Raw genomic sequence first — 26,622 nt, forward strand, 5'->3', positions numbered from 1 at the left:
GGGTCAGGCCAGCCATATGCGATCCCTGAATCCGCCCCGATCGTGCGCCTTTTTCGACGCCGCATTCACGACGTCCTGCAACGTGTGGCCGTGCTGAGCCGCAATCGCTTGGAGCACCTCCAGGACGTCCGCCGCTTCCTCCAGCACTTCTGCGCCGACCGCAGCGCGAAGCTCCGCCGCCTCCTCATCGAGCTTGGCGTGCAGGGCTGCGGCGTACTCGTGGTCGTCGAGGATGCGAGTCACCGGCTCGCGCCCCGAGGAACGGATGATCTCGGGAATACGGTCCCGAACGAGCTTGCCCATCAGATGTGCTCCAAATAGTCGTCCTTGCCCCGCCACAACAGAGAGCCATGTGGCAGAGCGGCATAGATGCCTACCGACGCAGATCGAGTCCGTTCGTGCAGGAGTGGAAAGCGCGCCAGCTTGGCGATCGTCTTGAGGTCGGTGCGTCCCAATGCGCGTTCCGTGTGTTCACGAACTGGAATCGTCGCGCGTTTGGCGAGATTGCAACGTTGATCAGCAGCAACGAGATTCGCCACACCGTCGATCGGGATCACCGACCACGGAAGAACGTGATCAACGTGGACAGAACTGTTGAGCCGCGAATCACAGTAGAAGCATCGATTCCCCTGAAGTTCGCGAAGGGGATTCGTCAGCGCGGACAAGCCAGTCCGATCGGAACCGAACAGGAACTGCTCAAGCCTGTTCTCCTCGAGCTCGGTCGGGTTGATGGCGATGACATCCCGCGTCCAGAGCGCTCGGATGTACGTCTTGAGCAGCGTCGATGCATGGCGGAGACCGTCGGCGACCCCGGGGCGCAGAACAATGTGGTTGATGCGTTCGACGTCACGATGCGTCATCTCCCTCTGAAACTCGCTCGCGTCGTAGAGGAAATCCGTGTCGTGCGATCCCTTCACCGCTGTCTGAAGATGCTTGATCGGCATGTTCGAGACACGCAACGTCTCGGTTCGCGCGAAGTTCAGGTACTCGCGATCCTCGATCTCACGTGCGACCTCCGGCGACTTGATTCCGCGAGCGGCGAGACGATCCCGAATCGCGGCAATCGCATCGGTGAGGCTTCGGCCCGATCCTTTGAGCTGGCGGAGGCGTCCCTGCTCACCGAACGTCCGGGTCTGGTTCCAATACAGTGCGATCACCCGGTGCGTGATCTCCTGGAGCGGGATGGCGAGCGTCCCGTCCGGCGCTGGTTCGTACTCGACGCAGATGTCGATGATCGCCGTCACCAGGGCGAGTTTGTAGGTGGCCGATCGTGCACCGGTTTCGAGCAGCATTGCGACTCGAGCGGCGGCGGTGATCGGATCCACCTACAGGACGTTAGTGGTGGGGTCCGACATCCCGTTGGTTCCTACGAACCGCCGACCTCGCGACCCACCATCTCCACCAATTCCGAATGATCAACTTCGACCTGGTCGGCGTAGCGGATCGCATATTCGCCGATGGCGTTGTGCAGGTCCTTGTCGTCGTCGAAATAGCCGGCGAGCAGGCGAGGGTCGAGTGTGCGGGTGTGGGCGCGCGCCAAGAGAGAGCCGGCGAGGCGCCCATAGTCATCGAGATGGCCCTTCGACAGCGCCGTCGGATCGATGTCGCCCTTCATGTTCCGGAACTGGCGAACCATGAACGGCAGCCCGTCGATCGTGGTCCAGCCGAGCAGAATATCCGGCGCCGACTGGACGATCCGCGCACCGAGCACGATGCGCTTTCCTTCGTGCTTGTGCTTCGAAGCAGGAAGGTACGGTGCGAGAGCCGACGGGCGCGCCTGCTTCAACTGCAGGACGAGAACCTCGTCGCGGTTGCCGTGCAGGAGCGCGATGTAGCTGCGAATTCCGACGCTTCCCGTTCCGACAATTCGGAACGCGACGTCTTGGACGGCGAATCGCCGCAGCAACGCCTGCCGCGAGACCGGCAGCGAGTCGACATAGTCCTCGAGTCCGGTGATGACGGATTCGCGTTCGGGCTCGCCGACGTGAGTCAGGATCGGCGGGTCCTCGATGAAACGGTGGCCGCTGATGCCGGCCTCATGATCCTCGAGGTGTCGCACCGACTTCGCGACGACGCGATCACTGGTGTTGAGACGGGCCTTCTCGGCGGCCTCGTTGAAGTCGTCGATGAGGGCATCGGCTTCCGCGGCCTCGACGACCGACGCATCGGGTAGTGCCGCCCACGACCGCAGAAATGGTTGTTCCGCAAGCTGATTCATCGTTCGCCGGTACGACCGCACCGCGTCTTCCGCGGCCTTCCGCTGAGTCTTCTCGGGGACGTCGCCCTCGCGTCCAGCAAGCACGAGGCTCGCTGCGAGTCGCTTGATATCCCACTCCCACGGACCGACGAGCGTCTCGTCGAAGTCGTTGATGTCCATGACGATCTCGCCGTGGGGTGAACCGTAAAGTCCGAAATTCGCGGCATGCGCATCACCGCACAGTTGTGCATCGACGCCGTTGGTCGGGGTACCGGCAAGGTCGGCGGCCATCAGGCCGGCTGAACCGCGGAAGAAGGCGAACGGCGAAGACGCCATTCGACTGACGCGAAGGTCGATCAAATGCTCGAGTCGACCCTCGTTCGACGTGCGCATGAACTCAGCCACCGACGGCCGGGCGCCGCTCGTTGCCGCGTGGTCATGTGCATCCGTTGGCGTGACCTCGCGCAGAGCGCGACCGCGGTCATAGGCCTCATCAGCCGTCGCGAAGGTTCGCAGATCTGTCCGAGCCAACTCAGTCCTCTCCAAGGGTCCTCTTTGGAGAGTAGTGGGCGATTTGCCGCCTTCTCTGCGCGTGTGAGAAGGCACTCATGCCTTTAGGCCTCGGCAGCCTCTCGGGCCGCCGCGTGTTCGACCGTCAGGAGGCTCTCGGCCGCGTGTTCGGCGTGATAAGCCGGAGCCCCGCCGTTGATGCCGAACAACCGCTTCGACCACACCAGCCAGACCACCGCCGCGATGTTGAGAGCAAAGATTGCGATGCGGAAGACGGTCAGTCGTTCACTGAGCTCGTAGATCTCAAGCGGGATGAACACGCTCGTGGCGACGACGGCAAAGTATTCGCCCCAGCGCTTCGCCAACCACAGACCGGTGGCCTCGACCATCAAGATTCCGGCATAAACGAACAAGCCCACCGCGATGAACAGCAGGGTCTCGGCAGACATGCTGAACGCCTTGATGAAGAAGTGCACGACCTTCGACGTGTCCATATCCCACCCGAGTTGCTCGGCGAGGGGACGGATCAGCGGCAGCTCTCGATTGAACGCTTCCTGTAGTTGTTCGTGCGAACCTCGAATTCGGATGACGCCGATGCCGATCAGCACGATGACCAATCCGCGGATGCCGCGCTCGACGGCCAGAATTCGCATGATCGCCAGATCGCGGAGCACTTTCCCGCGCGGAACTTCGGGTGCAGTACTCGCGGGACCGCTGCCTCGCGGTGGCCCGACGACGAAGGTCTCGCACCGTAAACAGCGCCATGCTTCGCCGGCCACCGTCGTGACGTGGAGACGTTCCCGCAGCTCCGGTTCGTCCGGTGCAAATGTCGCGTGACCGTGCCGGCTGCACGCCCGCAAGGAAAAGTCGATCATCTGCCCATGGTGTCCGACGAACATTGGACTAGTCCCGCATATTGCCATTTCGCCACGCCGACGCGCCTACTCTCCAAGGTGAGGTGTGGAGTGAAAAAGACTGTGGCGGTTGGTATTTTCGCGGCGGTGTGGGTGGTTGGTTGTGGCGCGAACGGCGCCAATGGTCCGGCGGTGACGACCTCTGTGAAGACAGTGATCGCCACCGTCCCGGCGACGGCGACCGACGGACCCCAAGCGCAGCCGAAGAAGGTTCCCATGCCGAACGTCGTGTGCATGAACCTGCAGGCCGCGCAGGACGAGATCCAGCGCGCCGGCGTCTTCTACTCACGTTCGACCGATGCCTCCGGACAGGGTCGTCACCAAATCCTCGACCGGAACTGGACAGTGGTCAGGCAGGAGCCTGCACCCGGCGAACTCATCGGCGAAGGTGACGCGAATCTGTTCGTCCTGAAGACGGACGAGATCACCACCGAGTGCTGAAACGGGTACTCATCATCCGGGAGGTGCCCGGAGATGCGGCTACGACGAGTGAACCCGAATGGGCCCGGACTCAAACGGATCAGGCGTGGGCGAGGATTTTCGTACGTCGATAGCGACGGTTCAAGGGTCACCGACCCCGAGCTCCTCGAACGAATTCAGCAACTCGTGATTCCGCCGGCCTGGCGAAACGTGTGGATTTGCGAGCGCCCGAATGGACACATCCAGGCGGTCGGCGAAGATGCCGCGGGCCGGCGGCAGTACATCTACCACGAGCAGTGGCGCAACGACCGCGACGAAGAGAAGTTCGATCGCATGCTCGAACTCGCCGCCGCGTTACCTGACCTGCGCGCGCAGGTCCACCAGGACCTGGCCTCGCGTGGTCTCACCAGGAGGCGTGTGGAGGCGGTCGCGATCGTTCTGCTCGACCGCGGAGTCTTCCGCGTGGGCGGGGAAGCCTATGCCGACGAGAACGGTACTCATGGCGTCTCCACCCTTCTCCGATCCCATGTCCAGGTCTCGGGAGATCGGATCCGGTTCGATTTCACCGCCAAGGGTGGCATTCGGCATCAGGCGGAAATCACCGATCATCTGCTGGCGACGGCGATCCGAGCACTGAAGCGGAGCCCGTCGACGTCCGAACGGCTTCTGATGTACCGCCACGGTGACGAGTTCCGGGAGTTGCATGCCGACGACATCAACGATCGAATCCATGAACTCACGGGGTGTGCCTGTACGGCAAAGGATTTCCGGACCTGGCATGGAACGGTGATGGCCGCGGCCGCGTTCGCCGAAACGGATCGTCCAACGTCGAAGAGGGAAATGACATCAACGCAGCGGCGCGTCATGGAGGAAGTCGCGCAATTACTCGGAAACACACCTGCGATAGCCAAGGGATCCTACGTCGATCCGCGGATCATCCGCGCATACGAGCACGGTGCGACGATCGAACGGGCACTCAAACGCGCAGCTCAGAAGCGCTCGAAGAACGCCCGTCAGTCGGTCGTTGACAAGGCGGTCGTTGCCACGATCAGGTCGACGTCCGCGTAGGCGAGGTCGCGAAGTCCGACCACCTGACCGTCCACGAGAAGCGGGGGACGGATGTCCGTTCCGACGTAGACGTGCGGTGTCACAACGATGCCGCTGCTCACGGTGCAGACGCCCCAGAACGGTTCACGGCGATATCGGACGGGATGTCCTTCCCAACCATCAACCGCATCGAGCTGAGTCGGATTCAGTCCGAGCACCGGACACGACTCGACGTTCCCGGGTGATCGAACGAGGGTCGCCACGACGTCACCCGCCATTCGCCGGGCTCGACACCACACGGCCTTCGCATCGTTGATCGTCGCTTCGAGCACCACGACATCGTCGAGACCCTTTCGGTGAAGCTTCGCGGGGTTTGCGTTCGATCCGTAGGCCAGGACCCAGATCAAGTCATCGAGGACGTCGACGTCGAGGGAGTGGACGAAGCCGCGGGACAGGCGCCAGGACCCGGGCGGTCGTAGTCCTGGGTAGGGGAGTTCCGGCCAATCGCTAACCCGCCACCGCATCTTCGGCATCCTCAACACGACGTTCCGCTTCATGAACAGCGCGCTCGGCCGACCGGCGGGTGTCCTCCGCCGATCGTTCCGCACTGCGCGCGAACTGACGTTCCTGCTCGGCGCGCTCGAGTTCGTCGCGCAGCTTGGAGATTCGCTCATCGATATCGCTGAGGCGGTTTCGCGCATCGACCACTGCCGACTTCGCCGCTTCGGCCTCCGTGCGGCGCTTCTTCAATTCGGTGCGAGCGGCCTCGAGTTCGGCTTGCTTCTCCGCCTGGTCGTCCGACTCGGGAGCCTCAACCTGCTTGGCAGCGGGCTCCTTGACCGACGACAGTCCTGCCGGTCCGAATCCGCTGTATGTTGCCGCGGCGGCGAGCGTCCCTGAGCGAACCTTTGCTGCCACGTCCGGGTCGGCGAGGGCCGCACTCAGCGACTCACCGACCTCGCGGATCGCGGTCTCGTTCAACGGGTGGCCGTTCTCGGCGGCCAGGTCGCCCACGCGTTTCGCGAGCGCACCGACGACCTGCTGACGCTGGGCGGTCAGCTTCTTGAGCTGTGGCCCCGAGAGATGCCGCTGCGCGTCACGCAACGCATCGCCGAGCTGAAGGAGTCCGGCGAGTTCGGACTGCAGTTGGCGGGACGCGAGATTGACCGCCCACGCGACGAGCGTCGGCTTCCGCAGCTTGCCGATTTCGGCGGCGAGATCCTTGTCGCCGGCCCTCTTCGCTGCTTTGATCCGCTCGGCGCGCAGCGGGATGAAGTCGGCAGGGTCAACCGAGTACAACTCGCCCACGATGTCGTCCAACTGCTTGGCACCCACAATGTGAGGCTAACCGCATCGATAGGCGAGAGTGGCAGTCCAACAGCAAGATAGACCCATGGGCAGGGTGTGGCACGGGTTGACCGCCGCGGCGGCGTTGATCGCTTTGTCGGTGCAATTCGTCGTGATGTGGCGCGGTGACACCGCGCCTGACGACAGCCGCGCCGACCGGGTGATCCACTACTTCGCGTATCTGACGACCTGGACGGTACTGATCGCCGGCGCGATGGCGTTGACGATCGCTATCGGGACCGACCGGGACACCGCGGTCTGGCGAGCGCTGCGCCTCGATTCGGTTGTGCTTCCGGTCGTCATCGGCACCGTGAACTTCGTGATGCTTCGACCGCTGGGCGACCTGCATGGCCTCGCGAATCTCGGCGATCATCTGCAGCACGATGTCGTTCCGATTCTGGCGCTGACCGGCTGGATCGTATTCGGTCCGCGCGGTCGGGCTCAGTTCTCGGACGTTGGCGCTTTCGCGATCGTTCCGGTCGTCTGGGTGGTGTTCACGTTCGTGAGTGGCGCGTTCAGCGGGTGGTATCCGTACCCGTTCATCGACGTGCCCAAGACCGGATATCTGCCCGCGATCATCTTCTGTGTCGTGGCTGCGTCGGCGATGACGCTGCTGGCGGCGGGCGCGGTGTTCGTGGACCGGTTGGTCAGCTCTCGACCAGGTACTTCGACAACAGCGTCTTGATCTCGTCCGACAACGGCTTGGACGTGTTCGTCTTCCCGTCGAATCCGACGAGCACCGCGTCGACCCGGGCCGCGCGATTTCCGTCTTTGTCGCAGATGTCGTGCCGGATCGTGCACGAGCTGTTGCCGATCTTGAGGATCGAAACGTCGACGTGGATCGGGCTCGACGTCAGAAACAGCGGCCGCTCGTAGTCCACTTCCATGTGTCGCACAACCATGCTGTTGTCGCGGCCCCAGGTGATGGTCGAGTCCTCCCCGAAGAAGCGAATCCGGGCATCCTGCGCGAACTCGATGAACTTCGCGTTGTTGACATGGCCAAGCAGATCACAGTCGGTCCACCGCATCTCAATGGTGGCCCTAAACGTCGTTGTCATAGGGGCACGTTATCCGGCGGCGAGCGCCCACCAACCTGCGAGAACACAGGATGTGACGATCGCGACTGCAATCACGGACGGCCGAACGGCGTCGCGGAGGCGGTCGTCGAAGGCCGCCTCGACCGCCAAGAAGATGTTCGAGACGACGACGAGCGCGATCGTCACGTGCAGCAGAAGCGCGAGGGCAACACCGGAGATCGCACCTACTCGCCAGCGTCGACCCCAGACCGCGAAGCTGAACACAAAGGGAATGACGACCGCCGACACGGCCCCGATGAGGACTTGGAGCCAGAACGGGCCGACCATCCAGGGGAGCAGTTCCTGGCCCGGAAGCAAGTCGATCGTGGCGGCGATACCGAGCAGCGAGATCGCACCGATCCAGCCGTAGACCAGCAGGCGAAGTCCCCAACTCTGCGCGTTGCCCAGCGTCCCCAGCGATGCTCCCGTCCACATCAGCCAACGCCGGACGCCGCTCACCCCGAGGTCACGCAGAGCGTCCCGGAAGATTCGGTCCGCGGTCTCCCTGTCGATCAACCCGTTCCGATGCTTGTAGGTCGGCGGCTCGCCCGGGTAATCGGGGACGAGTCCGTCATGGATGAGCGCGGCCGGTAAGTGCTTGCCCGACTTCGGAATGAGCCACGTGAAGAGCGCGGGAACCGAGGTGAAGTCCGTCCCGAAGGTGTCGAGATCGGCGGGCACGATGATGCCGCGCTCGTGTGCGTCCCAGTATCCGATCGGGCGGAGAAGCCGGAACTCCTCGACGCCGAGATCGGACACGATCCGCGACAGCAGAAATTCCGGTGGGGAGTCCAAACGGTTCGGGTCGAAGAATCCACTGGCCTGATTCCCGAGAACCGCCGGCCGATCTACCGGTGGTTCCGGAACGGGCGAAAGTGGCGCCGTCATAAAGCGATTGAAGCACGTAGCCGCTCGAACGCCGACGAGACGTCAGTGGCCAACATCAACTCGGGTCCGGCGAATGACGGGGGAGTGACACCGATGCCGACGATGGGAACTCCGGTTCGAGCGGCCAGCGCGATCTCCGACAGCGTTCCCCACGATTCACCGATCGCGAGAACGGCATCGGCGCATCGGACGAGAAGCGAATTCCGCATCTCGCCGAGGCCGGTCGGGAGGACGACAGAATGTCCCCGCGAGGCCGCGGCTCTATCCCGGCCCGGGAGCAGCGCAATCGCGGTCCCGCCAACGGATTCGACACCGGACGCCGCGGCGGCCATGACACCGCCGAGTCCTCCGGTGAGAACGAACCACCCGAGCCCGCCGGCTGTCCGCCCGGCTTCGAACGCCATATCGAGAATCATCCGGTCGCGGGGCTCGCCGGGGCCGCTGATGAAGAGGTAGGGCGGATGCGGGGACATACGGCAATCGGACATCGGCTGACCTAGGGTTGTAAAGAACGAACAAAGAAAGGGCCGATCTCGCATGGCTGGTGGTTTGGTCGCTCTGCTCGACGATGTGGCGGCGCTTGCCCGGTTGGCCGCGGCGAGCCTCGATGACGTCGGCGCGGCTGCGAGTCGGGCGAGCGTGAAGGCCGCCGGAGTGGTCGTCGACGACACCGCGGTCACCCCGCGCTATGTGCACGGTCTGGCGCCGGAGCGCGAGTTGTCGATCATCGCGCGGATCGCCCGTGGATCGCTGATCAACAAACTGCTGTTCATCCTGCCGGTCGCGATGATCCTCAGTCAGTTCGCGCCGTGGGCGCTGACACCGCTGCTGATGATGGGCGGTGTTTACCTCTGCTTCGAGGGCGCCGAGAAGATCTGGGAGAAGTTCGAGGGCGGTCACGAGGACGAGACGCCCGTGACCGAGGAGGGGCCGGAGGCGGAGAAGACCGTCGTCTCGGGCGCGATTCGAACTGACTTCATCCTGTCCGCCGAGATCATGGTCATCGCCCTCAACGAGGTCGCCCACGAGCCATTTCTGTCTCGGCTTTTCATTCTGATCGTCGTCGCGCTGCTCATCACCGCGCTCGTCTACGGTGTCGTCGCACTCATCGTGAAGATGGACGACGTCGGGTTACACCTGACGAAGCGTGCCTCGGCCTTCGCCAAGAAAATAGGTTCCGGCCTGGTCAAGGGCATGCCGATCGTGCTGGCGGTCCTGGCGAATGTCGGTGTCATCGCGATGCTGTGGGTCGGTGGCCACATCCTGCTCGACGGTGCGCACAAGCTTGGGCTCGAAGCCCCCTACGAGGCCGTTCACCACATGGAACACTATGTCGCCGAACATGTTCCGGGCGTCGGTGCGGTTGTCGGCTGGTTTGTGAACACCGGGGCGTCAGCGATCGTCGGTCTCGTGATCGGTGCGATCGTCGTCGCGATCATGCACGCGGTGCACAAGATCAAGCACAAGGCTGATCACTGAGGCTGGCCGCTAATTCGGCGGGGCGAGCCGCTCCTTCAGCCGCTTGAAGTCGAGATCGACCTCGGGATAACTGAGGTTCATGTCCTCGAACGTCTCGAGCAGGATCGACGCGATCGCCCAGTTCCGATACCACTTCTTGTTACTCGGAATGACGTACCAGGGTGATTGCGCCGTCGAACACCGACCGAGCGCAGTTGCGTACGCATCCTCGAAGGCGGGCCAGAGCTGCCGGTCGTCGATGTCGCCTTCGCGGAATTTCCAGTGCTTGGCGGGGTCGTCGAGGCGGGCGAGCAGCCGCTCGCGCTGTTCGTCGAAACTGATATGTAGGAAGCACTTCACGACCGTCACTCCGCTCGCGGTCAGCTCGGCCTCAAAATCGTTGATCCGGCTGTAGCGCTGCTCGATCACTGATGCCTCGGCCAGCTTGCGGACCTTGACGACGAGGACGTCTTCGTAGTGCGAGCGATCGAACACGCCGATGAGGCCCGCGGCGGGAACCTGCTTGTGGATCCGCCACAGGAAGTCGTGCTTCAACTCCTCGGATGTTGGCGCCTTGAATGATGCGAAGCGCACGCCGGCGGGGTTGAACGCACTGACGACGTCCCCGGTGACTCCACCCTTACCGGATGTATCCATCCCCTGCAGGACAAGAAGGATGCTGCGGGGGTCACCCTCGGCGCCGCGCGCATAGAGCATGTCCTGCTGAACAGCGAGCTTGGATCGGAGTTCGGCGAGTGCCGTGCCGCCCTCTGTTTTGTCGTCGGGCCCTTTCGACGGGGCATCTGCTGGGTAGTCGCGAGGATGTGTTTTTCCCGGCTGAACGACGAACGTACTGCGTGCAGATCGGCCCATGATTCGAAGCTTAGGGGGACTGGGTCCGGGAGAGCCGGCGAAGCGCGTGACGGGATGGTACTTGGAGTGCCGCCAGGATCGCGGACACATGATGTCCAACCGTCTTGATGCTGATTGTCAACTCGTCGGCGATCGCCCGATTCGTGAGTCCCTCTTGCACGAGTCGAAGCACATCCTGCTGGCGCGCGGTGAGGTTGCGACGGGCGCCGCGATCCATCACGTCCGCCAGGTTGAGGAGCCCGGTGTGCAACGTGCGTTCCAGGGAGCCGACCACGACGACTGCCGGCACCGTGTCGAACGACATGCTGATTCCGTCGGGAAACACATATCGCTTGGTGACCTGGGTTCCGCCGCCGGCGGACGCGACCGTTGTTTCTGCGAAGAAGCTCGCGATGGTGTCGACGCCGGACAGGACGTACCGGTGTGGTGGTTCGAACAACGTCACTTCGGCGGTCCAGGTGGCCGTCTTGTGGAGAAAGTTGGTGACGCCACGAAATTGGGAGCCCAGGCCGATCGGACCCTCGGATACGGGAGACAGCTGTGTCGCACCAGGCCCCCAGATCGGAGTATTACCTGGTGAAAGGAGGAAGTCCCAGACCTCCTGAAGCGGTCGATAGATGACGACCGAAGCTTCAGCACAGTCCAATTTGTTTGACAGCTCCCTAGCTCGAAACTCGCGTTCGATGATAGGTCGTGTACTCGGCGCTTCCCTACATATTCAGATTTCGGACATTTGTGGTGTCGACGACACGGAACTGCTGGGCGGACGCGGTGAGCGCGTCGCCGTGATTCGCCATCCGTTGATCGAGTGACGCCGAACTCCCGCGCCAGGCCGCGAGGCGAGAGTTGAGCGCGATGGCCGAGGCACCCACCCAGCCGTCGAGGGCGGAATCGATCGCGGTGTGCGAAGCATCGTGCTCGGACTTCAGGTCGGATCGGGTCGAATGAACGGTCGCGGCAGCGGTCAACAGGTGTGCAGGTTGGACGATCATGCCTTGATTGACGCGAGTCAGGCCGATCTGGTTCCCGCGTCAGTTTCCGATGCCGGGTCGCTTCGTGCCGTGGTGACTCATGCCCCCCTCGGGGTAGGCAGTTTCGGCATGCTCGACGAAGTCGATGCCGGTCACCTCGTCGTCCGGAGTGACGCGGAAGCCCATGAGCTTGTCGATGATCGTGCCGATCGCGAACGAAGCCGCGAACGCATAGACCCCGACGACACCGATCGCGAGGAGTTGCTTTCCGAGTTGTGTGAAGCCGCCGCCGTAGAGCAGTCCGTCGACACCCTTGGTCATCACCGTGGACGCGAGGAATCCGATGAGGAGCGTTCCGATAATTCCGCCGACGAGGTGGACGCCGACCACGTCGAGCGAGTCGTCGTAGCCGGCCTTGAACTTCCAGCCGACGGCGAACGAACAAACAACACCTGCCGCGGCGCCGACGACAAGTGCGCCGACGGGGGAGACCGTGCCACAGGACGGTGTGATTGCGACCAATCCGGCGACGACGCCAGACGCGCAACCGAAGGTCGTGGGCCGACCGTCGCGGTACTGCTCGACCACCAGCCACCCGACCATGCCGAGGCAGCCCGCGATGAGCGTGTTGAGGAAGATCGTGGCAGCCAGGCCGTTGGCGCCGAGAGCAGATCCTGCGTTGAAACCGAACCAGCCGAACCACAGGAGCCCGACGCCGAGGAGGACGAGTGGCAGGTTGTGCGGTCGCATTGCCTCGGACTTGAAACCGATGCGCGGTCCGAGGACCAGCGCCAATGCGAGTGCGGAAGCGCCCGAGGCGATTTCGACGACTAGGCCGCCGGCGTAGTCGAGCACGCCCATCTTCGCCAGCCAGCCGCCCGGGCCCCACACCCAGTGCGCGATGGGCGTGTACACGAGCAGCGCCCACACCGGCACGAACGTCACCCAGGCAGCGAACCGAGCGCGGTCCGCGATCGCGCCGCTCACGAGGGCTGCGGTGATGATCGCGAACGTCAACTGGAAGGTGACGTACAGATACGTCGGGACGCCGAGATGCACCGAGTCCGGCGTGATGCCGCTCAACCCGAGGTGCGACAGTCCGCCGATGAGGCTGTTGCCTTCGGTAAACGCAAGGCTGTAGCCGCCGATCATCCAGACGATCGTCACGAGCGGGATCGAGATGAAGCTCATCATGATCATGTTGAGAACGCCTGACGACCGCATCATGCCGCCGTAGAAAATGGCCAAGCCTGGCGTCATCAGAAGGACGAGTGCAGTACTGCACAGCAGCCACGCGGTCGCGGCGGTGTCAAGGGTTTCCGGCACTCGGGAAGAATAAGCGATCAGTTCTCACATCTCACCGGAACCCCGGTGAGATGTGAACAGCGCTAGGGCATGAGTCCTCGGGCGGCGGTCGCCAGCAACTGATTCCACACGCGATCGGCGGTCGTCAGTCCCATTCGCGAAAAAGTGTCCGTCAGTTCGAGTTGGACGAATCCGTGCAGCGTTGTCCACAACTGATAGGCGACCTCGATGGGATCGGCGGGCCGGAAGATGCCCGCGTCGATCACGCGGGCTGTTGCGTCGACCAACACCTGAAAGGTCGGTGCGGCGTTCGAAATGTCGCTGGCCTCGACATGCCATTTTCCGAACAGCCCGCCGAACATCACCGAGTACAGGTGGCCGTTCGCCTTCGCAAAGGCCCGGTATGCCGCGGCTTGGTTGGCCAGGTCGGTGAACGGGTCGTCGGTGAGGGGCACGGCGTCCAAGGCATCAGCGAATCGCGCGAACGCTTCTTCGGCGACCGCCTTGAAAACCTCACCCATGCTGCCGAAATGTGTATAAACGGCCATCGTCGAGACGCCCAGTTCTTTCGCGAGTCGACGGGTGCTCAGCGCGGCCGCACCCTCCTCGTCGAGGAGGCGAGCGGCGACGTCGATGACGCGCTCCCGAACACTTTCACTTGGCACCTAGCCATCATCGCATAACAGTGCTATGTTCGGCATAACGGCGTTATGGGGGTCCCGATGAACAAGTACCTGAGCGGCAATTTCGCTCCAGTCCGCGAAGAAGTCACCCTGACCGATCTGAAGGTCACTGGCTCCATTCCGAAGCACCTCGACGGACGGTACGTCCGGATCGGGCCCAACCCCGTCGACGACGTCGACCCGATGCACTACCACTGGTTCATCGGTGATGGCATGGTCCATGGCATTCGTATCCGCGACGGCAAGGCCGAGTGGTACCGGAACCGCTGGGTTCGATCGGACGACGTCGCCGATTCGCTGGGGGAAGCGCGACGAGGTGGCCGCAAGATCTCCGCGCTCGATGCCTCCGCGAACACGAACATCGTCGAGGTCAACGGTCGGACTTTCGCTCTCGTCGAAGCCGGCGCACCGCAATTCGAACTCAGTGACGAGCTCGAATCGATCGGCTACTGCGATTTCGACGGAACGCTCGACGGGGCCTACACGGCGCATCCGCACCGCGACGCGGCAACGGGCGAGATGCATGCGGTCTCGTATTACTTCGGCTGGGGGAACAAAGTCCGGTACACCGTGCTCGACAAGGACGCCCACATCAGCAAGTTCGTCGACGTCCCGGTGACCGGCGCTCCGATGGTTCACGACTTTGCGCTGACCAAGGACTACGTCGTCATGTACGACCTACCGGTGACCCTCGATGTCGGCCAGCTCGCGCCGACGGCGCCGAAACTTGTCCAGTCTCTCCTCGGACGCATCCTCGGCAAGTACGCGATTCCGGAGCCGATCCTGGCGCGCGCCGCTCGCGGAGCCGCCTCGTCGAAGGCGATGCCCTACAGCTGGGACTCCGACTATCCGGCGCGTGTGGGCGTTCTGCCCCGGACGGGAACGGCGAAAGACGTGCGCTGGTTCGACGTCGATCCCTGCTACGTCTTCCACACGATGAATGCCTTCCAGCAGGGCGACGACATCGTGCTGGATGTTGTCCGCCACCCATCGATGTTCACCTCGGACCGAACTGGTCCGAATTCGAACCGCGATGGCGAGTCGGCGCTCTACCGCTGGACCGTCGACAGCGAGGCCGGCAAGGTTCGGGAGGAACTCGTCGACGGTCAGGCTCAAGAGTTCCCGCGTTTCGACGAGCGGTTACAAGGGGATCAGTATCGCTTCGGCTACTCGGTTGGATTCAGTAGCGACTCCGACGACTCCCTTTCGACGACCTCGATCATCCGCAACGACCTCAAAGAACGCCGCTCGGAGACCCGTTCGCTCGGAGCCCGCAACGCCAGCGAGTTCGTGTTCGTCCCCGACTCCGACGATGCTCCCGAGGAGCGCGGCGTGCTCATGGGATACATCTACGACCCGGATCGCAACCTCAGCGATCTCGAGATTCTCGATGCGCAGACGCTCGAAACCGTTGCCACCATCCATCTTCCGGTGCGGGTTCCGTACGGATTCCACGGAAACTGGCTGCCGACGACCGCGTAGTTGTCGGTGGCTGGCGCTAACGTCGGATCGTGCTGCTCGAAACCCTGGTCACGGCATCGCGGTCGGTCGCGTCCACGCGGTCGCGCCTCGCGAAAGTCGCGGTACTCCGCGACGTTTTGCAAGCCGCGCAACCGCACGAGGTCCAAACCGTCGTCGCCTGGCTGTCTGGTGAGTTGGTCAGCGGGCGAATTGGAGTCGGCTGGCGGACGCTCATGTCGACGATGGGGGAGCCGGCGCCGGTCGCGACTCTTCGGATCGACGACATCACCCGACGGCTCGCGGATGTTGCCGGCGCGTCCGGTCCAGGTTCGGTGAACCTCCGCAAACAGATCCTCACCGAGATGTTCGGTCTGGCAACCACGGACGAACAGCAGTTCCTCATTCAGCTACTCGGCGGCGAGCTGCGGCAGGGAGCCGGGGAGGGCGTCATGCTCGCGGCGATCGCCGCGGCTGCGGACGTGCCCGAGGCAGCCGTGCGGCGCGCATTCATGTTGTCGGGCCAGCTGCCGGTCGCTGCCGAAGCTGCGCTGACGAAGGGGATGGCCGGCCTCGCGGAGTATGGACTCCAACTCGGGCGTCCCATCCAGCCGATGCTCGCGTCGACGGCCGACTCCATCCCGGACGCGATCGCCGAACTTGGTGACGTGAGCGTCGAATACAAGCTCGACGGCGCACGGATTCAGGTGCATCGGGACCAGGACGATGTGCGGATCTTCACCCGCAATCTTCGGGACATCACGGCGAACGTTCCCGAACTCGTGTCGGCTGCGCTCGCACTGCCGTGTCGCTCCGTTGTGCTCGATGGTGAGGCACTCGTACTCGGGCCGGACGGCCGACCTCGATCGTTTCAGGAGACGATGAGTGAGTTCGCGGTCGACGATGTGAGTTCGCTGCGGCCGTTCTACTTCGACTGTCTCCTGCTCGATGGCCAGGACCTGCTCGACGAACCGTTGGAGCAGCGGCTGACCGCCTTGGGTGCAGTTGGCCAGTACATCCCGGCTGTCCTGCGCCCGGACGTACCTGCCGCTCAAGCCCATCTCGAGGCTGCCATCGACGCCGGACACGAAGGCGTGATGATCAAGTCACTGTCCTCCCCGTACGCGGCTGGTAGACGCGGAAGTGCCTGGCAGAAGGTCAAACCGGTGCACACCCTCGATCTCATCGTCATGGGTGCGGAATGGGGCTATGGCCGGCGGACGGGCTACCTGTCGAACCTGCATCTCGGCGCGCGCGACCCCAACGGTGGGCCGCCGATCATGCTTGGCAAGACCTTCAAGGGCATGACGGACGCATTGCTTCAGTGGCAGACCGATGAGTTTCCGCGACACGAGGCATCGCGCGACGATCGTGCGGTCTATCTGCGCCCGGAACTTGTTGTCGAGATCGCAATCGACGGTGTTCAGGTCAGCACGCGGTACCCCGGCGGTGTGACTCTGCGTTTCGCGCGCGTCGTGCGGTATCGCCCGGACAAGTCGCCGGCCGAGGCCGACACGATCGACGCGGTTCGGGCGATGCTGCGTTGATCAGCGCTTCGTGCGAACGTGCGTGATCGTGGGAAGCAGGTTGTGCAGGAACGGAATTCGACCGAGGACTCCGGCGATGGCGCCCGGTCCATGCGGCGGGGCGAAGCTGCGGTTCGTGACGGACTCCACCCGTGACGACCAACCCCGCAGCAGCGGCTCGAGGCTGTCGCGCGTGACTCCCCAGGGCATGACCGGCGTCTGGTAGTGCTTCGTCTTCCGGAAGCCTTTCTTCGTCATCTCCGAGAACATGGGTGGAATCGAGTCGAACAGCAATTCCACGCCGGGGAACCGTTCGATCACGGCCGTGACGAGACGCTCGACGTCCTCCGGCTCGAAGTACATCAACAGGCCCTGGGCGCTGACGAAGACGTCCGTTGCGTCGATGTCATCCATCCAGCTGAAGTCGAGCGCGCTTTTCGCCAGGTATCGACAGCGCGGCTCTGGTGGAAGGAAACGTTCGCGGATCGCGATCGACTCGGGCAGGTCGATGCACACCCACTGGATCGTGCCGTTGTCACAACGCTGGAACTGCGTCTCCAGACCGGCCGCCAATTCGACGACTGTGCCTTCCGGGTGATGCGCGATCCACGGCAGCACAACCTCGTCGAACAGGCGTGATCGCAACGCGTGAGTGCCGTCCGAGGCTCCGAAACTGCGCTCGAAGTCGTAGTCGATCGACTCGTAGATCCGAACCGCGTCGGGGTCTCGCAGAATCGGCCGCACCTTCCGGGCTTCGGAAGCACGCGTATGCAGAGTCCAGAGCATGGTCTCCGGAACACCGGTCAGGTTCGGCTCGGTCATGAATGAACCTCCTTCGCGCCCCGGTGCACATCGCGCAGGTGCCCGTACGCTGCGGCGTTGAGCTTGATGTGGTTGATCTCGTCTTCGCTGAGTTCGCGGCGCACCTTGCCTGGCACACCGGCGACCAGCGTGCCCGGCGGGATGACTGCACCCTGCGGGATCAGCGCATTCGCGGCGATCATCGCGCCGTCACCGATCACGGCGCCGTTGAGGACCGTTGCACCCATACCGACGAGCACGTCGTTGCCCACCGTGCAGCCGTGCAGGATTGCGTTGTGGCCGACGGATACCCCGGTGCCGACAGTCAGCTTGAAGCCTGGGTCGGTGTGCAGAGCGCAGCCGTCCTGAATGTTCGAGTTCTCGCCGATGGTGATGTCGTCCATGTCGCCGCGGATCACCGTCGAGTACCAGACCGATGCGCCGGCGGCGAGAGTCACCTTGCCGATGACGGTCGCATTTGGTGCGACCCAGGCGGTGTCGTCGATGGTCGGGATGTCTTCACCAAGCTGAATGATCGTCACGGCGTAAGTATTGCTCGTACCGGGAAAAATACTTTCGGCAAGTGTGTCGGTTTCGTCGTGACGGCTCCGACCTGTCTGTGAGAGCGCCGATGGGGCGCTCGAATCCAGAAGGAGTGACTGACATGAAGTACCTGCTGCTGAAGCACTGGGCACCGACCGCTTACTGCGACACCGACATCACCCAGTGGAAGCCGGAGGAGATCCAGGCGCACATCGACTTCCAGCGCGCGCTCGGCGAAGAGCTCAAGAAGACGGGTGAATTCGTGGACGCGCAGGGCCTTGCGTTTCCGGACCAGGCGCTCATCGTGATGTCCGACGGCCGGAATGCGCCGGTTGTGTCCGAGGGCCCGTTCCCGGAGACCAAGGAGTTCCTCGCCGGCTACTGGATGATCGACGTCGAGAGCCAGGAGCGAGCCATCGAGATCGCTGCGAAGGCATCGGCCGGCCCCGGCCCCGATGGCAAGCCCGTCGGCGAATATATCGAGGTCCGCGCTCTGATGAGTGCTCCCGCCTCGGACTCGTGAATCTGACGATGGTGCAGGACCTGCTGCGCGAATTGGCGCCGCAGGTCCTGACCGCGATCATCCGGCGGTCGAGCGATTTCGGGCTCGCCGAGGACGCGGTCCAGGAAGCGTTGATCATCGCAGCGCAGCAGTGGCCGGAGTCTGGCGTTCCGGACAACCCGCGCGGGTGGCTCATTCAGGTCGCGCACCGACGCATGATCGACAGCATCCGGTCCGAGATCGCCCGACGCGAGCGGGAGGAGACGGTGGCCCGGCTCGAGTCGGACGCGGACGCTGTCTCCGTCGACGATTCGCTCGAATTGCTGTTCCTCTGTTGCCATCCCGAACTGCCGCCCGCGAGCGCGATCGCGCTGACATTGCGGGCGGTCGGTGGTCTGACAACCGGGGAGATCGCGAGAGCGTTCCTCGTACCAGAAGCCACGATGTCGCAGCGGATCGGGCGGGCGAAGAAGCGGCTGGCCGAGCTGGAACGGCCGTTCGCCCAGCGTGGGGGCACTGATCGGCTCCGCCCGGTACTGCACGTCCTGTACTTGATCTTCACCGAAGGGCATGCGACGACCAGCGGTGAGGCGGTGAACCGGACAGATCTGTCCAATGAGGCGATCCGTCTCACGCGGCAGATCCAGAGCAGCCTGCCCGACGACCCGGAAGTCACCGGACTGCTTGCGTTGATGCTGCTGACCGATGCTCGCCGGGGTGCGCGTTCGGGGCAGCACGGGGAACTCATTCCGCTCGCGAAGCAGGATCGCCGATTGTGGAATCGGGACTTCATTCTTGAAGGTGTGCGGCTGGTGACTCGCACACTGAAACAGGGGCTGAACGGCCCCTATCAGATCCAGGCGGCCATCGCTGCGGTCCATGCTCAGGCCGCGAGTGCCGAAGCAACAGACTGGGAGCAGATTCTGGCGCTCTACCGAATTCTCGAGCGCGTCGCGCCAAGCCCGGTCGTCTCACTCAATGCGGCGGTCGCCGTGGCGATGGTCAACGGACCGGCTGCGGGATTACTCGCCACCAAAGGCCTCGATGATCCGCTGAAGGGAAGTCACCGCTTGGACGCGGTGCGCGGCCATCTCCACGAAATGGCCGGACATTACGACGCCGCGATCGCGAACTATGAGCGCGCAGCACGGCTCACGACGAGTGTTCCGGAACGTGACTATCTGACGATTCAGGCGGCGCGACTGCGCATGGGCTAGCCGCCGCAACCTAGTTACTCACGCACAGCGGTTTGTGCGAAACGTACGTTTCGTACAACGCGATTTTCGCGAGACTTGTCCCTCCGACAGCCTTCCCGATGCGCCACCATCTACGGTTTCTCTGTGGCTTACGATCGCGACCTCGCCAACCGGATCCGGGAACTTCTAGCTGGGGAGAGCGTCGTCGAAAAGGCGATGTTCGGCGGTCTCGCCTTCCTGCTGAACGGCAACATGTCCGTCGCGGCGAGCGGGCAGGGTGGACTGCTGGTTCGGTCCGACCCCGACGACCAGAGTGTTCTCGACGAACCCGGCGTCAGCCCGATGGAGATGCGTGGGCGGGAGATGAAGGGGTGGCTGCGGGTGACCGCGGACGCCGTGGAGAGCGATGCTGCGATGGCCCGTTGGGTGCGCCACGCGGTCAGCTACGCGAAGACGCTGCCGCCGAAGTAAGGCGAGATCAGGCGAGTTCCAGTCGGACCGTCACCGGATCGCCGCCCGCGACCCTCTCGGCGGTCCGCACCTGCTTCTTCACCGGAAGGAGGAAGCTCCCGGATTCCTTCTCCGGGAACACCGATGTCGACCACTGCGAATCGCCGATCGTGGCCAACACTTTCACCGAGCCGAAGCCCTTTCGCGGCCCGAACTGCTCGTCGCGAATCGCGTCGGCGACATCGAGTGGAATCCGCAGGAACGTCCAGGAACTAGCGTCGCCTTGCCACAGAAACAACTCCGACTCGAACGTCCAGGCCACTGCTCACCACTCCAGAGCGGACGCCGCGCGGGCAGCCTGGGTCGAGATGTCCGCGGGAATCGCCTTCTCGTCGGCGACTCGCTGCTGCCACATCTGCAGCGCGATGACCTTCGCGACCTTGTCGATGACCTGTTCTTTCGGCAGCTTGCCGCTGTCGATCGCGGCCTTGATCGCGGTGTGCGCGATCGCGGGGTCGGCGGGCATGAGCACGAGGTCCGCGCCGGCGAGCAGTGCGCTGACCTCGGGCTGATCCCGTTTCATCACGGCACCCATACCCATCGAGTCGGTCAGGACGACGCCCTCGAACTTGAGGTCGTCGCGGAGCAGGTTGTAGATCTCGGGCGCGAGAGTCGAGGGCATCCCGGGCGCGACGGCCTGAACGTTGAGGTGACCGACCATGACCGCGTTGGCGCCTGCCTGGATCGCACTCTCGAACGGCTTGAGGTCGACATTGCGCAACTGGTCCATCGACTTCGAGATATTGGGTAACGAAACGTGGCTGTCCGTCGTGGCCGACCCGTGCCCCGGGAAATGCTTGGGCGTACCGACGATTCCGGCATCGTGGTAACCCGTGATCGCAGCCGATACCGCCTTCGATGCAGTGTCCGCGTTCCGGGAGGCGGAGCGGGTCCCGATGGTGACGTCGCCGGGACCGATCGTCACGTCCGCGTCGGGCGCGAAGACCCAGGTGAAGCCGAAGTCGCGCAGTTCGAGTCCGAGCGTGCGGGCCGCTTCCTGAACGACCTTGGGGCCGGTCACGGGGTCAGCCTCGATCGTTGCGCCGGCGGCCGCGAAGGGTGGGAACTCGGTGGCGATGCCACGCAGATGCTCGACCGTTCCACCCTCCTGATCGACACCGATGATCGGCGGAAAGTCGCGGCCGTCCGCGTGCTCGGCGTCCGTGATCGCCTTTGTGAGAGCGCGGACTTGCGCGGCATCGGTGACGTTCGAACCCTGGACGGACATGCCGGCAAGGTGAAGGCGGCGGACGAGATCGGCGGCGACCGCCGGGTCGGTTCCCTTGAAGCGTCCGACGATCAACTGGCCGGCGAGGCGATCCGAGTCCCAACCGCTGATGAGACTCCGGGCACGTTCGACATCGGCGGACGTGGGACCCCAGTTGTACTGGACAACGGCGGGTGCCGGTTGGGCGACGTGGGATGACGGCGTCGAGTTGCCGCACGCGACCGCCATGGTTGCCACCGTTGCCGCGATCAAGATTCGAGCCCGTCTCACGCCGCCCACCTTAGAGGGTCGGTATGACAGCTTCGTCTCGCCGCCGGTGGGGGGAGGTCCCCTAGGTGTGCATGTCCTCGAGTTCCTTGCCCTTCGTCTCCTCGACCCACTTCCAGACGAAGATTCCGGAGAGCAGCGCGCAGAGCGAGTAGAAGCCGTAGGCAAAGCCCAGCGAGAAGTCCTTGAGTGACGGGAAGCTGACGGTGATCGCCCAGTTCGCTACCCACTGACCCGCGGCTGCAAAGGAGAGGGCGGCAGCACGGATGCGGTTCGGGAAGGACTCGCCCAGCAGCACCCACACGACCGGTCCCCACGACATTCCGAAGGCGACGACGAACAAGTTCGCGGCGAGGAGGGCGACGATTCCCTCGACGTCGCTGAGCTGCGGAATTCCGTCCACGACAGGTGCGGTGCCGAAGATGTAGGACATCACACCCAGGGTCACGAACATTCCCGATGAACCGATGAGGAGCAGCGGCTTTCGGCCGAACTTGTCGATCGTGCCGATGGCGATGAACGTCGTGACGATATTGACCACCGCGGAGATGACCGTGATCTTGAACGAGTCGGACTCGCTGAAGCCGACGGCCTGCCACAGGATCGTCGAGTAGTAGAAGATGACGTTGATTCCGACGAACTGCTGGAAGATGGACAATCCAAGGCCGACCCAGACGATGGGCGCCAAGCCAGTCCCCGGGGCTCGCAAATCGACCCACGACGGCTTCTTGTCGACGGCGAGAGTCCGCTGAATGGTGTCGATCTTGATGTCGACGCCCTTCTCACCGAGCAGTGCCGAGAGGATCTTGCGCGCTTCGGGAATGCGGTGGACCGCGACGAGGAAGCGCGGCGACTCGGGGATCGTGAGGGACAGCAGGCCGTACGCCAGGGCCGGGATCGACATGGCCAGGAACATCCAGCGCCAGGCCTCCAACCCCAGGGCGAAGTCCTTCGAAGCGCCACCTGCCGCAGACTGGAAGATGTAGTCCACCAGAAGGGAGATGAAAATACCGGTGACGATCGCCAACTGTTGAAGTGACGCGAGGCGGCCGCGGATTCGCGCCGGCGAGACCTCGGAGATGTAGGTGGGTGCGATAACCGATGCGACACCCACGCCGGCCCCGCCGACGATGCGGAAGACGACCAGCATCACCAGATTGGGCGCGAGTGCCGTGCCGATTGCGCTGATCAAGAACAGGACCGCCGCAATCTTCATGACGAACAGGCGGCCGAACCGGTCCGCGAAGCCGCCCGCGGTGAGAGCACCGACGGCCGCGCCGATGAGCGCGGAGGCGACTGCGAATCCGAGCGATGCGGGATCAGCGTGGAAGTGATCGCCGATCGCCCCGACCGCGCCGTTGATGACCGCACTGTCGTAGCCGAAGAGGAATCCACCGAGCGCTGCGACCGACGCGATCCGAACGACGCCCTTTCCGGTGTGTTCTTCGTTTTCGTCGGATGGAAGGACTTCGAACGAACCGCCGTGGCTCATATTTCCCCCTACGTCGACCCGTCGAGCTGTGCAGCCCGGCACTCAAGATCGATCACTTCCATCGTCTCTCAGATATGGAGATTTGTTGAGGGGAGTGCAGAAGTCCGGTGATCTAAGTTCGGCGCCGCGCCACTGCCGCGAACGCGGTACCGCCGGCCAGAGTCATGACGCCCAATCCGGCGAGCGCGATAGCGGGCGGTGAAAAGCTCTCCGACAGCGTCAGGGGCACGAATGTCTGGTGCTGGGCTGCGGGTTTACTGGCGTTCTGTTCGTCCTGGGCGACATGCGCATCGTGCGCCAGGATGAGCGGCAGGGCCAGCGGGAGGATGTTCGCCGGAGGTGCGGGCAGCGGCGCGAACGTGGGTGCCGAGGTCGGCATGACGGGACCTGGGGTGACAGCCGCGGTCGCGGGAGCGCTGGTTCCGACGAAAATGGCGGCGCAGATCGGGGCGACGAACGCGATATTGCGAATGCGACGAAGTACGTGATGGTGACTCTGGGACTGCATGGGTTTTCGAAAAGCTCTCGTTGTGGTGTGTCGGCTAGGCGTTGTGGCCCCCGGACCACGGTGAACCTATTTGGCCCGTCGTCGAGATCGCAACCTGAGGTACCGCTGAGGCTGAAGTCTTAACCGTCTGTTCACCTCAGCTCGGCGTGGCTCTTGAATGAGACGTCGTGTCCCAAGACCTTTCGCGATGTCGTGTGAACAGTGGATAGGGACTTGGAGAATGAGCCAAAGGCTGGGCGTTTGTTTTCGCGACCTGGGACAGATGGCCCTATTTTGTAGGGCATGTCCCCCACGCAGAGCTACTCGACCCGGCGGTCCCAATGGCCTTTCGTGGGACGCCTTGGCGAGGTCGATCGACTCAGCAAGATCTTCGATGAGATCAACCGTGGAGCGTTGACCGCCGGCGTGGTCATCGCCGGCGAAGCGGGTGTGGGCAAGTCGGCACTCGCACAACAGTTCGTTGATCATCTCGGCAGCCGTTGGGAGGTGCGTCGGTTCACCGCATCGCCGGCGTCCCAGGCGATCGCCTTCAGCGTGTTCGGCCGAAACAACATCGAACCCGGCAACGACCCGTTCACCCAGGCCGAGCGTCTTGTCGACCGACTGGCGGTCGGAGCACCTGGCAAGCGAGTCGTCCTCTATGTCGACGACGTTCACTATCTCGACGACTCGTCGGCGTTCGTACTGCAACAGGCCGCCGCGCGTGGTGTCGCCTTGCTGCTGACGTATCGGTCGGAATCGCCGTGTCCGGATTCGGTTGCAGAGCTGTGGCGCAGTCGAACGGTTGATCGGCTCGACCTCGAACCCATGCACCCCAAAGATGCCGGCGACCTGCTCGAAACGCTGCTCGGCGGGGTAGTCGAGACCGCGACCACCCGGCGCTTGTGGGATATCACGCAGGGAAATGCGCTCTACCTACGTGAAGTAATCGAGGGCGAGCGGGCAACTGGGCGGCTGAGCCAAGAGAGCGGCGTTTGGTTGTGGTCCGGCGCTCCGACCCTGACGCCGAACCTTCGCGACCTGATTTCGGCGCGTATGGGTGCGGTCGCCGAACCGCAGCTCACCGTCATCGACGCCCTCGCGGTGTCGGAGCCCCTCCCGGTTTCGGTGCTGGCGGATTTGTCGTCGCCGGAGGCCGTTGAGGCCGCCGAGGCGCAGCGACTCATTTCGGTGACCACTGGAGACGGTGAACTCCAGGCGATCCTCGCGCACCCGCTCTTCGGTGAGGCGCGGCGTGAAAAGGCGGGAACGGTTCGACTGCGCCGAATCCGCGGTGCGGTGATGACCGCCCTCGAGGCGTACTCGTCGGACCCGCGGGTTCTCCTCCGCGTCGCTGCGCTGTCGCTCGACGCCGACGTGCCGCTCGATCCCGAACTGCTGGTCTCCGGTGCGCGCGCGGCGCTATCGCAGTTCGACTTTCCGCTCGCGAATCGCCTCGCGGACGCTGCGAACTCGATCTCCGCTGCGCCCGCAGTCCGACTGAGTCACGCGGGGATCCTGGTGACGCTCTTTCGGGGCGCGGAGGCCGATGCTGTGCTTTCCTCGCTGGATCTCGCTCCCGACGACGAGTTGTATTCGCACACAATCGCATTGCGGGCGATCAATCTCACGGGTGGGCTCGGGCAGGTCGAACTGGCGGATCAGGTTCTCAACGAGGCGATTGCCGTTCTGGGTTTCGCGCCGCCCGCTATCGCGGGTGCGAAGGCCGGAATTCTGGCCGCGAGGGGCGAACTCGAACGAGCGCTGTCGGACGCGACCACCGCGCAGAAATCGTCGATCCCGCCGTATGTCGACATGATGATCGCCGCGTCACGAGTGCTGAGTGCGGGCGTGCTCGGCCGGATCGACGACATGGAAGCCGCGGCGGACTACGCCTTTTCGCTGGCTGCGTCGGAGCCGGAAGCGTCCCAGCTACGGTTTTACGTCGCCTCGCTGGTGATCACGGGCTACCTCGGAGCGGGCTTCGCGGATCGACTCGACGCGACCGCATCGCGACTCGACGACGAGGCTTCGCTCGTTCCGCCGGGCGTGGCGGACGCTCCGGCGACCGTGTTGCTCGGCATGCAGGCGTTCAGTCACGGTCAGACCGGTGCCGCAATTCAGCGGCTCAACGAAGCTCTGGTGCAGCCGACCGCGCGGGGCATGGCACCGCGGGCGTTGGTGTGTCTGTCGCAAGCGCATGCCATGCGCGGGGAGGCCGCGGCGGCCCGCCAGTTCTGGCAGATGCTCAAGATGGTCCTCCCGGCGCAGCTGAAGTTCATGCATGGTCCGCTCGGCGTCGCCGAGGTATGGGTTCTGGCCGCCGAGGGCCTGGTCGCCGAAGCCATTACGCGCGCGCACGACGTCGCGCGCGATGCCGCGGCGATCGGCGATCGGCTCAGCGAAACTCTCGTGCTGCAAGTGGCGGTGCAGCTGGGAGACGCGACTGCCGTGGCCAGGCTCGAAGAACTCGCAGCCTCCGCGGAGGGGCCGCGTGCCGGGGTGGTTGCCGCACACGCCAGGGCCCTGGCTGCCAAGTCGCCGGAGGCACTCGAAGATGCAAGCGACAGCTACGCCAAGCTCGGCGACGGTATCGGTGCCATCGACGCCGCAGCCCAGGCGGCGCTGCACTATGAACGCGCCGGTGACCGGGCGAAGGCGAACAAGCTTTCGGCGCATGCGCAACGGATCGCCACTGAATGCGGGGCCCGGACGCCGGCGTTGCAGCAGGTCCAGATGCCGGATCTATCGGTGCGCGAGCGCGAGGTCGCAACCCTGGTCGCGGACGGGCTCACCACCAAGGACATCGCGGCTCGACTCGGACTGTCGGCGCGAACCGTCGAAGGCCATGTCTCGCGGGCGCTCCAGAAGACCGGCTCCGCGACGCGAATGGAGTTGACGGCGTTGTTCCGCCGCGGGTGAG

General features: G+C 63.9%; 30 protein-coding genes. 10 read left to right on the top strand and 20 right to left on the bottom strand.

Translation table 11 applies throughout. The features are described from left to right. Positions 1 to 3: 3 nt before the first annotated feature. The 4 genes from F600_RS0112945 to F600_RS0112960 form a co-directional block, all read right to left on the bottom strand. A complete protein-coding gene (locus F600_RS0112945) occupies positions 4 to 303 on the bottom strand; it encodes a nucleoside triphosphate pyrophosphohydrolase (RefSeq protein WP_018161048.1) in 300 nt (99 codons plus the stop codon). Continuing rightward, complete coding sequence (locus F600_RS0112950) at positions 303 to 1,325, bottom strand: HNH endonuclease (protein ID WP_018161049.1); 1,023 nt, start codon at positions 1,323 to 1,325, stop codon at positions 303 to 305. The genes F600_RS0112945 and F600_RS0112950 overlap by 1 nt, the downstream gene beginning before the upstream one ends. Before the next feature lie 41 nt (positions 1,326 to 1,366). Then, positions 1,367 to 2,743, bottom strand: a complete 1,377-nt coding sequence (locus tag F600_RS0112955; RefSeq protein WP_156024575.1) for a DUF2252 domain-containing protein — start codon at positions 2,741 to 2,743, stop codon at positions 1,367 to 1,369. Between the two features lie 68 nt (positions 2,744 to 2,811). After that, the gene (locus F600_RS0112960; RefSeq protein WP_026306496.1) at positions 2,812 to 3,582 is read right to left on the bottom strand and encodes a DUF2127 domain-containing protein; all 771 of its coding nucleotides are present in this window, start codon (positions 3,580 to 3,582) and stop codon (positions 2,812 to 2,814) included. Between the two features lie 171 nt (positions 3,583 to 3,753). On the opposite strand from F600_RS0112960, the gene F600_RS28050 reads away from it, so the two are divergent. Together F600_RS28050 and F600_RS0112970 are read left to right on the top strand one after the other, a co-directional pair. Further along, complete coding sequence (locus F600_RS28050) at positions 3,754 to 4,062, top strand: PASTA domain-containing protein (protein ID WP_245541528.1); 309 nt, start codon at positions 3,754 to 3,756, stop codon at positions 4,060 to 4,062. Positions 4,063 to 4,095: 33 nt separating this feature from the next. After that, positions 4,096 to 5,109 carry a DNA topoisomerase IB gene (locus F600_RS0112970; RefSeq protein WP_026306497.1) on the top strand — a complete coding sequence of 338 codons (1,014 nt, stop codon included), beginning with the start codon at positions 4,096 to 4,098 and terminating at the stop codon, positions 5,107 to 5,109. Here the strand turns inward: F600_RS0112970 and F600_RS30370 are convergent. Together F600_RS30370 and F600_RS0112980 are read right to left on the bottom strand one after the other, a co-directional pair. Beyond that, complete coding sequence (locus tag F600_RS30370) at positions 5,055 to 5,612, bottom strand: gamma-glutamylcyclotransferase family protein (RefSeq protein WP_156024576.1); 558 nt, start codon at positions 5,610 to 5,612, stop codon at positions 5,055 to 5,057. The two genes, F600_RS0112970 and F600_RS30370, sit on opposite strands and share 55 nt — an antisense overlap. Continuing rightward, positions 5,596 to 6,423, bottom strand: a complete 828-nt coding sequence (locus tag F600_RS0112980) for a hypothetical protein (RefSeq protein ID WP_018161055.1) — start codon at positions 6,421 to 6,423, stop codon at positions 5,596 to 5,598. Before F600_RS0112980 ends, F600_RS30370 begins: the two co-directional genes overlap by 17 nt. Positions 6,424 to 6,481: 58 nt before the next feature. Here F600_RS0112980 and F600_RS28060 point away from each other — a divergent pair, with 58 nt between their 5' ends. Then, positions 6,482 to 7,120 (top strand): Pr6Pr family membrane protein, encoded by a 639-nt coding sequence (locus F600_RS28060; protein ID WP_018161056.1) that lies wholly within the window; start codon positions 6,482 to 6,484, stop codon positions 7,118 to 7,120. Here the strand turns inward: F600_RS28060 and F600_RS0112990 are convergent. From F600_RS0112990 to F600_RS0113000, 3 genes are read right to left on the bottom strand one after another with little or no spacing between them, the layout of a single operon-like run. After that, on the bottom strand, positions 7,083 to 7,493 hold the full coding sequence (locus F600_RS0112990; RefSeq protein WP_026306498.1) for an acyl-CoA thioesterase: 411 nt from the start codon (positions 7,491 to 7,493) through the stop codon (positions 7,083 to 7,085). The genes F600_RS28060 and F600_RS0112990 overlap by 38 nt on opposite strands. A gap of 9 nt (positions 7,494 to 7,502) precedes the next feature. Then, complete coding sequence (locus F600_RS30375; protein WP_018161058.1) at positions 7,503 to 8,399, bottom strand: DUF1353 domain-containing protein; 897 nt, start codon at positions 8,397 to 8,399, stop codon at positions 7,503 to 7,505. Further along, positions 8,396 to 8,872: an SLOG cluster 4 domain-containing protein gene (locus tag F600_RS0113000; protein WP_018161059.1), complete on the bottom strand. Its 477-nt coding sequence runs from the start codon at positions 8,870 to 8,872 to the stop codon at positions 8,396 to 8,398. Before F600_RS0113000 ends, F600_RS30375 begins: the two co-directional genes overlap by 4 nt. Positions 8,873 to 8,936: 64 nt before the next feature. On the opposite strand from F600_RS0113000, the gene F600_RS0113005 reads away from it, so the two are divergent. Further along, entirely contained in the window at positions 8,937 to 9,878 is a 942-nt protein-coding gene (locus F600_RS0113005; protein ID WP_018161060.1) for a DUF808 domain-containing protein, read from the top strand. A gap of 9 nt (positions 9,879 to 9,887) precedes the next feature. Here the strand turns inward: F600_RS0113005 and F600_RS0113010 are convergent, their stop codons facing one another. From F600_RS0113010 to F600_RS28075, 5 genes are all read right to left on the bottom strand, one after another. Then, a complete protein-coding gene (locus tag F600_RS0113010; protein ID WP_018161061.1) occupies positions 9,888 to 10,730 on the bottom strand; it encodes a PPK2 family polyphosphate kinase in 843 nt (280 codons plus the stop codon). A gap of 10 nt (positions 10,731 to 10,740) precedes the next feature. Then, entirely contained in the window at positions 10,741 to 11,376 is a 636-nt protein-coding gene (locus tag F600_RS32385; protein WP_018161062.1) for a LuxR C-terminal-related transcriptional regulator, read from the bottom strand. Positions 11,377 to 11,440: 64 nt separating this feature from the next. Next, positions 11,441 to 11,722 (bottom strand): WXG100 family type VII secretion target, encoded by a 282-nt coding sequence (locus tag F600_RS28070; protein ID WP_018161063.1) that lies wholly within the window; start codon positions 11,720 to 11,722, stop codon positions 11,441 to 11,443. A 39-nt stretch (positions 11,723 to 11,761) separates the two neighbouring features. Beyond that, positions 11,762 to 13,027, bottom strand: coding sequence for an ammonium transporter (locus F600_RS0113025; protein ID WP_018161064.1), 1,266 nt, complete (start codon positions 13,025 to 13,027; stop codon positions 11,762 to 11,764). 62 nt (positions 13,028 to 13,089) lie between these two features. Beyond that, positions 13,090 to 13,671 carry a TetR/AcrR family transcriptional regulator gene (locus F600_RS28075; protein WP_018161065.1) on the bottom strand — a complete coding sequence of 194 codons (582 nt, stop codon included), beginning with the start codon at positions 13,669 to 13,671 and terminating at the stop codon, positions 13,090 to 13,092. A gap of 57 nt (positions 13,672 to 13,728) precedes the next feature. Between F600_RS28075 and F600_RS0113035 the strand changes: the two genes are divergently transcribed. Together F600_RS0113035 and F600_RS0113040 are read left to right on the top strand one after the other, a co-directional pair. Further along, positions 13,729 to 15,171, top strand: a complete 1,443-nt coding sequence (locus F600_RS0113035; RefSeq protein ID WP_211220069.1) for a carotenoid oxygenase family protein — start codon at positions 13,729 to 13,731, stop codon at positions 15,169 to 15,171. 29 nt (positions 15,172 to 15,200) lie between these two features. Further along, complete coding sequence (locus F600_RS0113040) at positions 15,201 to 16,694, top strand: ATP-dependent DNA ligase (protein WP_018161067.1); 1,494 nt, start codon at positions 15,201 to 15,203, stop codon at positions 16,692 to 16,694. Here F600_RS0113040 and F600_RS0113045 read toward each other — a convergent pair whose 3' ends face one another. Together F600_RS0113045 and F600_RS0113050 are read right to left on the bottom strand one after the other, a co-directional pair. Continuing rightward, complete coding sequence (locus F600_RS0113045) at positions 16,695 to 17,495, bottom strand: class I SAM-dependent methyltransferase (protein WP_018161068.1); 801 nt, start codon at positions 17,493 to 17,495, stop codon at positions 16,695 to 16,697. Continuing rightward, positions 17,492 to 18,016, bottom strand: a complete 525-nt coding sequence (locus F600_RS0113050; RefSeq protein WP_018161069.1) for a gamma carbonic anhydrase family protein — start codon at positions 18,014 to 18,016, stop codon at positions 17,492 to 17,494. The genes F600_RS0113045 and F600_RS0113050 overlap by 4 nt, the downstream gene beginning before the upstream one ends. A 122-nt stretch (positions 18,017 to 18,138) precedes the next feature. Here F600_RS0113050 and F600_RS0113055 point away from each other — a divergent pair, with 122 nt between their 5' ends. The 3 genes from F600_RS0113055 to F600_RS0113065 all read left to right on the top strand — a co-directional run bounded on the left by F600_RS0113055 (position 18,139) and on the right by F600_RS0113065 (position 20,186). Beyond that, positions 18,139 to 18,540, top strand: a complete 402-nt coding sequence (locus F600_RS0113055) for a YciI family protein (RefSeq protein WP_018161070.1) — start codon at positions 18,139 to 18,141, stop codon at positions 18,538 to 18,540. Continuing rightward, positions 18,537 to 19,736, top strand: a complete 1,200-nt coding sequence (locus tag F600_RS0113060; RefSeq protein ID WP_018161071.1) for an RNA polymerase sigma factor — start codon at positions 18,537 to 18,539, stop codon at positions 19,734 to 19,736. The genes F600_RS0113055 and F600_RS0113060 overlap by 4 nt, the downstream gene beginning before the upstream one ends. A 123-nt stretch (positions 19,737 to 19,859) precedes the next feature. Beyond that, complete coding sequence (locus F600_RS0113065; protein WP_018161072.1) at positions 19,860 to 20,186, top strand: TfoX/Sxy family protein; 327 nt, start codon at positions 19,860 to 19,862, stop codon at positions 20,184 to 20,186. A gap of 7 nt (positions 20,187 to 20,193) precedes the next feature. Here F600_RS0113065 and F600_RS0113070 read toward each other — a convergent pair whose 3' ends face one another. The 4 genes from F600_RS0113070 to F600_RS0113085 all read right to left on the bottom strand — a co-directional run bounded on the left by F600_RS0113070 (position 20,194) and on the right by F600_RS0113085 (position 23,720). Next, complete coding sequence (locus F600_RS0113070; RefSeq protein ID WP_018161073.1) at positions 20,194 to 20,487, bottom strand: DUF1905 domain-containing protein; 294 nt, start codon at positions 20,485 to 20,487, stop codon at positions 20,194 to 20,196. A 3-nt stretch (positions 20,488 to 20,490) separates the two neighbouring features. Continuing rightward, the gene (locus F600_RS0113075) at positions 20,491 to 21,723 is read right to left on the bottom strand and encodes a glycoside hydrolase family 3 protein (protein ID WP_156024577.1); all 1,233 of its coding nucleotides are present in this window, start codon (positions 21,721 to 21,723) and stop codon (positions 20,491 to 20,493) included. A 61-nt stretch (positions 21,724 to 21,784) separates the two neighbouring features. After that, on the bottom strand, positions 21,785 to 23,212 hold the full coding sequence (locus F600_RS0113080; RefSeq protein ID WP_018161075.1) for a sugar porter family MFS transporter: 1,428 nt from the start codon (positions 23,210 to 23,212) through the stop codon (positions 21,785 to 21,787). Positions 23,213 to 23,324: 112 nt separating this feature from the next. Then, the gene (locus F600_RS0113085; RefSeq protein WP_018161076.1) at positions 23,325 to 23,720 is read right to left on the bottom strand and encodes a hypothetical protein; all 396 of its coding nucleotides are present in this window, start codon (positions 23,718 to 23,720) and stop codon (positions 23,325 to 23,327) included. Between the two features lie 282 nt (positions 23,721 to 24,002). Between F600_RS0113085 and F600_RS0113090 the strand changes: the two genes are divergently transcribed. Next, the gene (locus F600_RS0113090) at positions 24,003 to 26,621 is read left to right on the top strand and encodes a helix-turn-helix transcriptional regulator (RefSeq protein ID WP_081628833.1); all 2,619 of its coding nucleotides are present in this window, start codon (positions 24,003 to 24,005) and stop codon (positions 26,619 to 26,621) included. Position 26,622: the final 1 nt, after the last annotated feature.

The organism is Smaragdicoccus niigatensis DSM 44881 = NBRC 103563 (genome assembly GCF_000380645.1).
In the GTDB taxonomy this organism is placed as follows: Bacteria; Actinomycetota; Actinomycetes; order Mycobacteriales; family Mycobacteriaceae; genus Smaragdicoccus; species Smaragdicoccus niigatensis.

Coding starts and splice junctions, on each gene's coding strand:
- F600_RS0113045 (WP_018161068.1), bottom strand. CDS start 17,495: ATGACCGAGCCGAACCTGACCGGTGTTCCGGAGACCATGCTCTGGACT.
- F600_RS0112960 (WP_026306496.1), bottom strand. CDS start 3,582: ATGATCGACTTTTCCTTGCGGGCGTGCAGCCGGCACGGTCACGCGACA.
- F600_RS0113055 (WP_018161070.1), top strand. CDS start 18,139: ATGAAGTACCTGCTGCTGAAGCACTGGGCACCGACCGCTTACTGCGAC.
- F600_RS0113005 (WP_018161060.1), top strand. CDS start 8,937: ATGGCTGGTGGTTTGGTCGCTCTGCTCGACGATGTGGCGGCGCTTGCC.
- F600_RS0113085 (WP_018161076.1), bottom strand. CDS start 23,720: ATGCAGTCCCAGAGTCACCATCACGTACTTCGTCGCATTCGCAATATC.
- F600_RS28060 (WP_018161056.1), top strand. CDS start 6,482: ATGGGCAGGGTGTGGCACGGGTTGACCGCCGCGGCGGCGTTGATCGCT.
- F600_RS0113010 (WP_018161061.1), bottom strand. CDS start 10,730: ATGGGCCGATCTGCACGCAGTACGTTCGTCGTTCAGCCGGGAAAAACA.
- F600_RS0113080 (WP_018161075.1), bottom strand. CDS start 23,212: ATGAGCCACGGCGGTTCGTTCGAAGTCCTTCCATCCGACGAAAACGAA.
- F600_RS0113035 (WP_211220069.1), top strand. CDS start 13,729: ATGAACAAGTACCTGAGCGGCAATTTCGCTCCAGTCCGCGAAGAAGTC.
- F600_RS0113090 (WP_081628833.1), top strand. CDS start 24,003: ATGTCCCCCACGCAGAGCTACTCGACCCGGCGGTCCCAATGGCCTTTC.
- F600_RS0112990 (WP_026306498.1), bottom strand. CDS start 7,493: ATGACAACGACGTTTAGGGCCACCATTGAGATGCGGTGGACCGACTGT.
- F600_RS30375 (WP_018161058.1), bottom strand. CDS start 8,399: ATGACGGCGCCACTTTCGCCCGTTCCGGAACCACCGGTAGATCGGCCG.
- F600_RS0112945 (WP_018161048.1), bottom strand. CDS start 303: ATGGGCAAGCTCGTTCGGGACCGTATTCCCGAGATCATCCGTTCCTCG.
- F600_RS0112970 (WP_026306497.1), top strand. CDS start 4,096: ATGCGGCTACGACGAGTGAACCCGAATGGGCCCGGACTCAAACGGATC.
- F600_RS0113000 (WP_018161059.1), bottom strand. CDS start 8,872: ATGTCCCCGCATCCGCCCTACCTCTTCATCAGCGGCCCCGGCGAGCCC.
- F600_RS28070 (WP_018161063.1), bottom strand. CDS start 11,722: ATGATCGTCCAACCTGCACACCTGTTGACCGCTGCCGCGACCGTTCAT.
- F600_RS30370 (WP_156024576.1), bottom strand. CDS start 5,612: ATGCGGTGGCGGGTTAGCGATTGGCCGGAACTCCCCTACCCAGGACTA.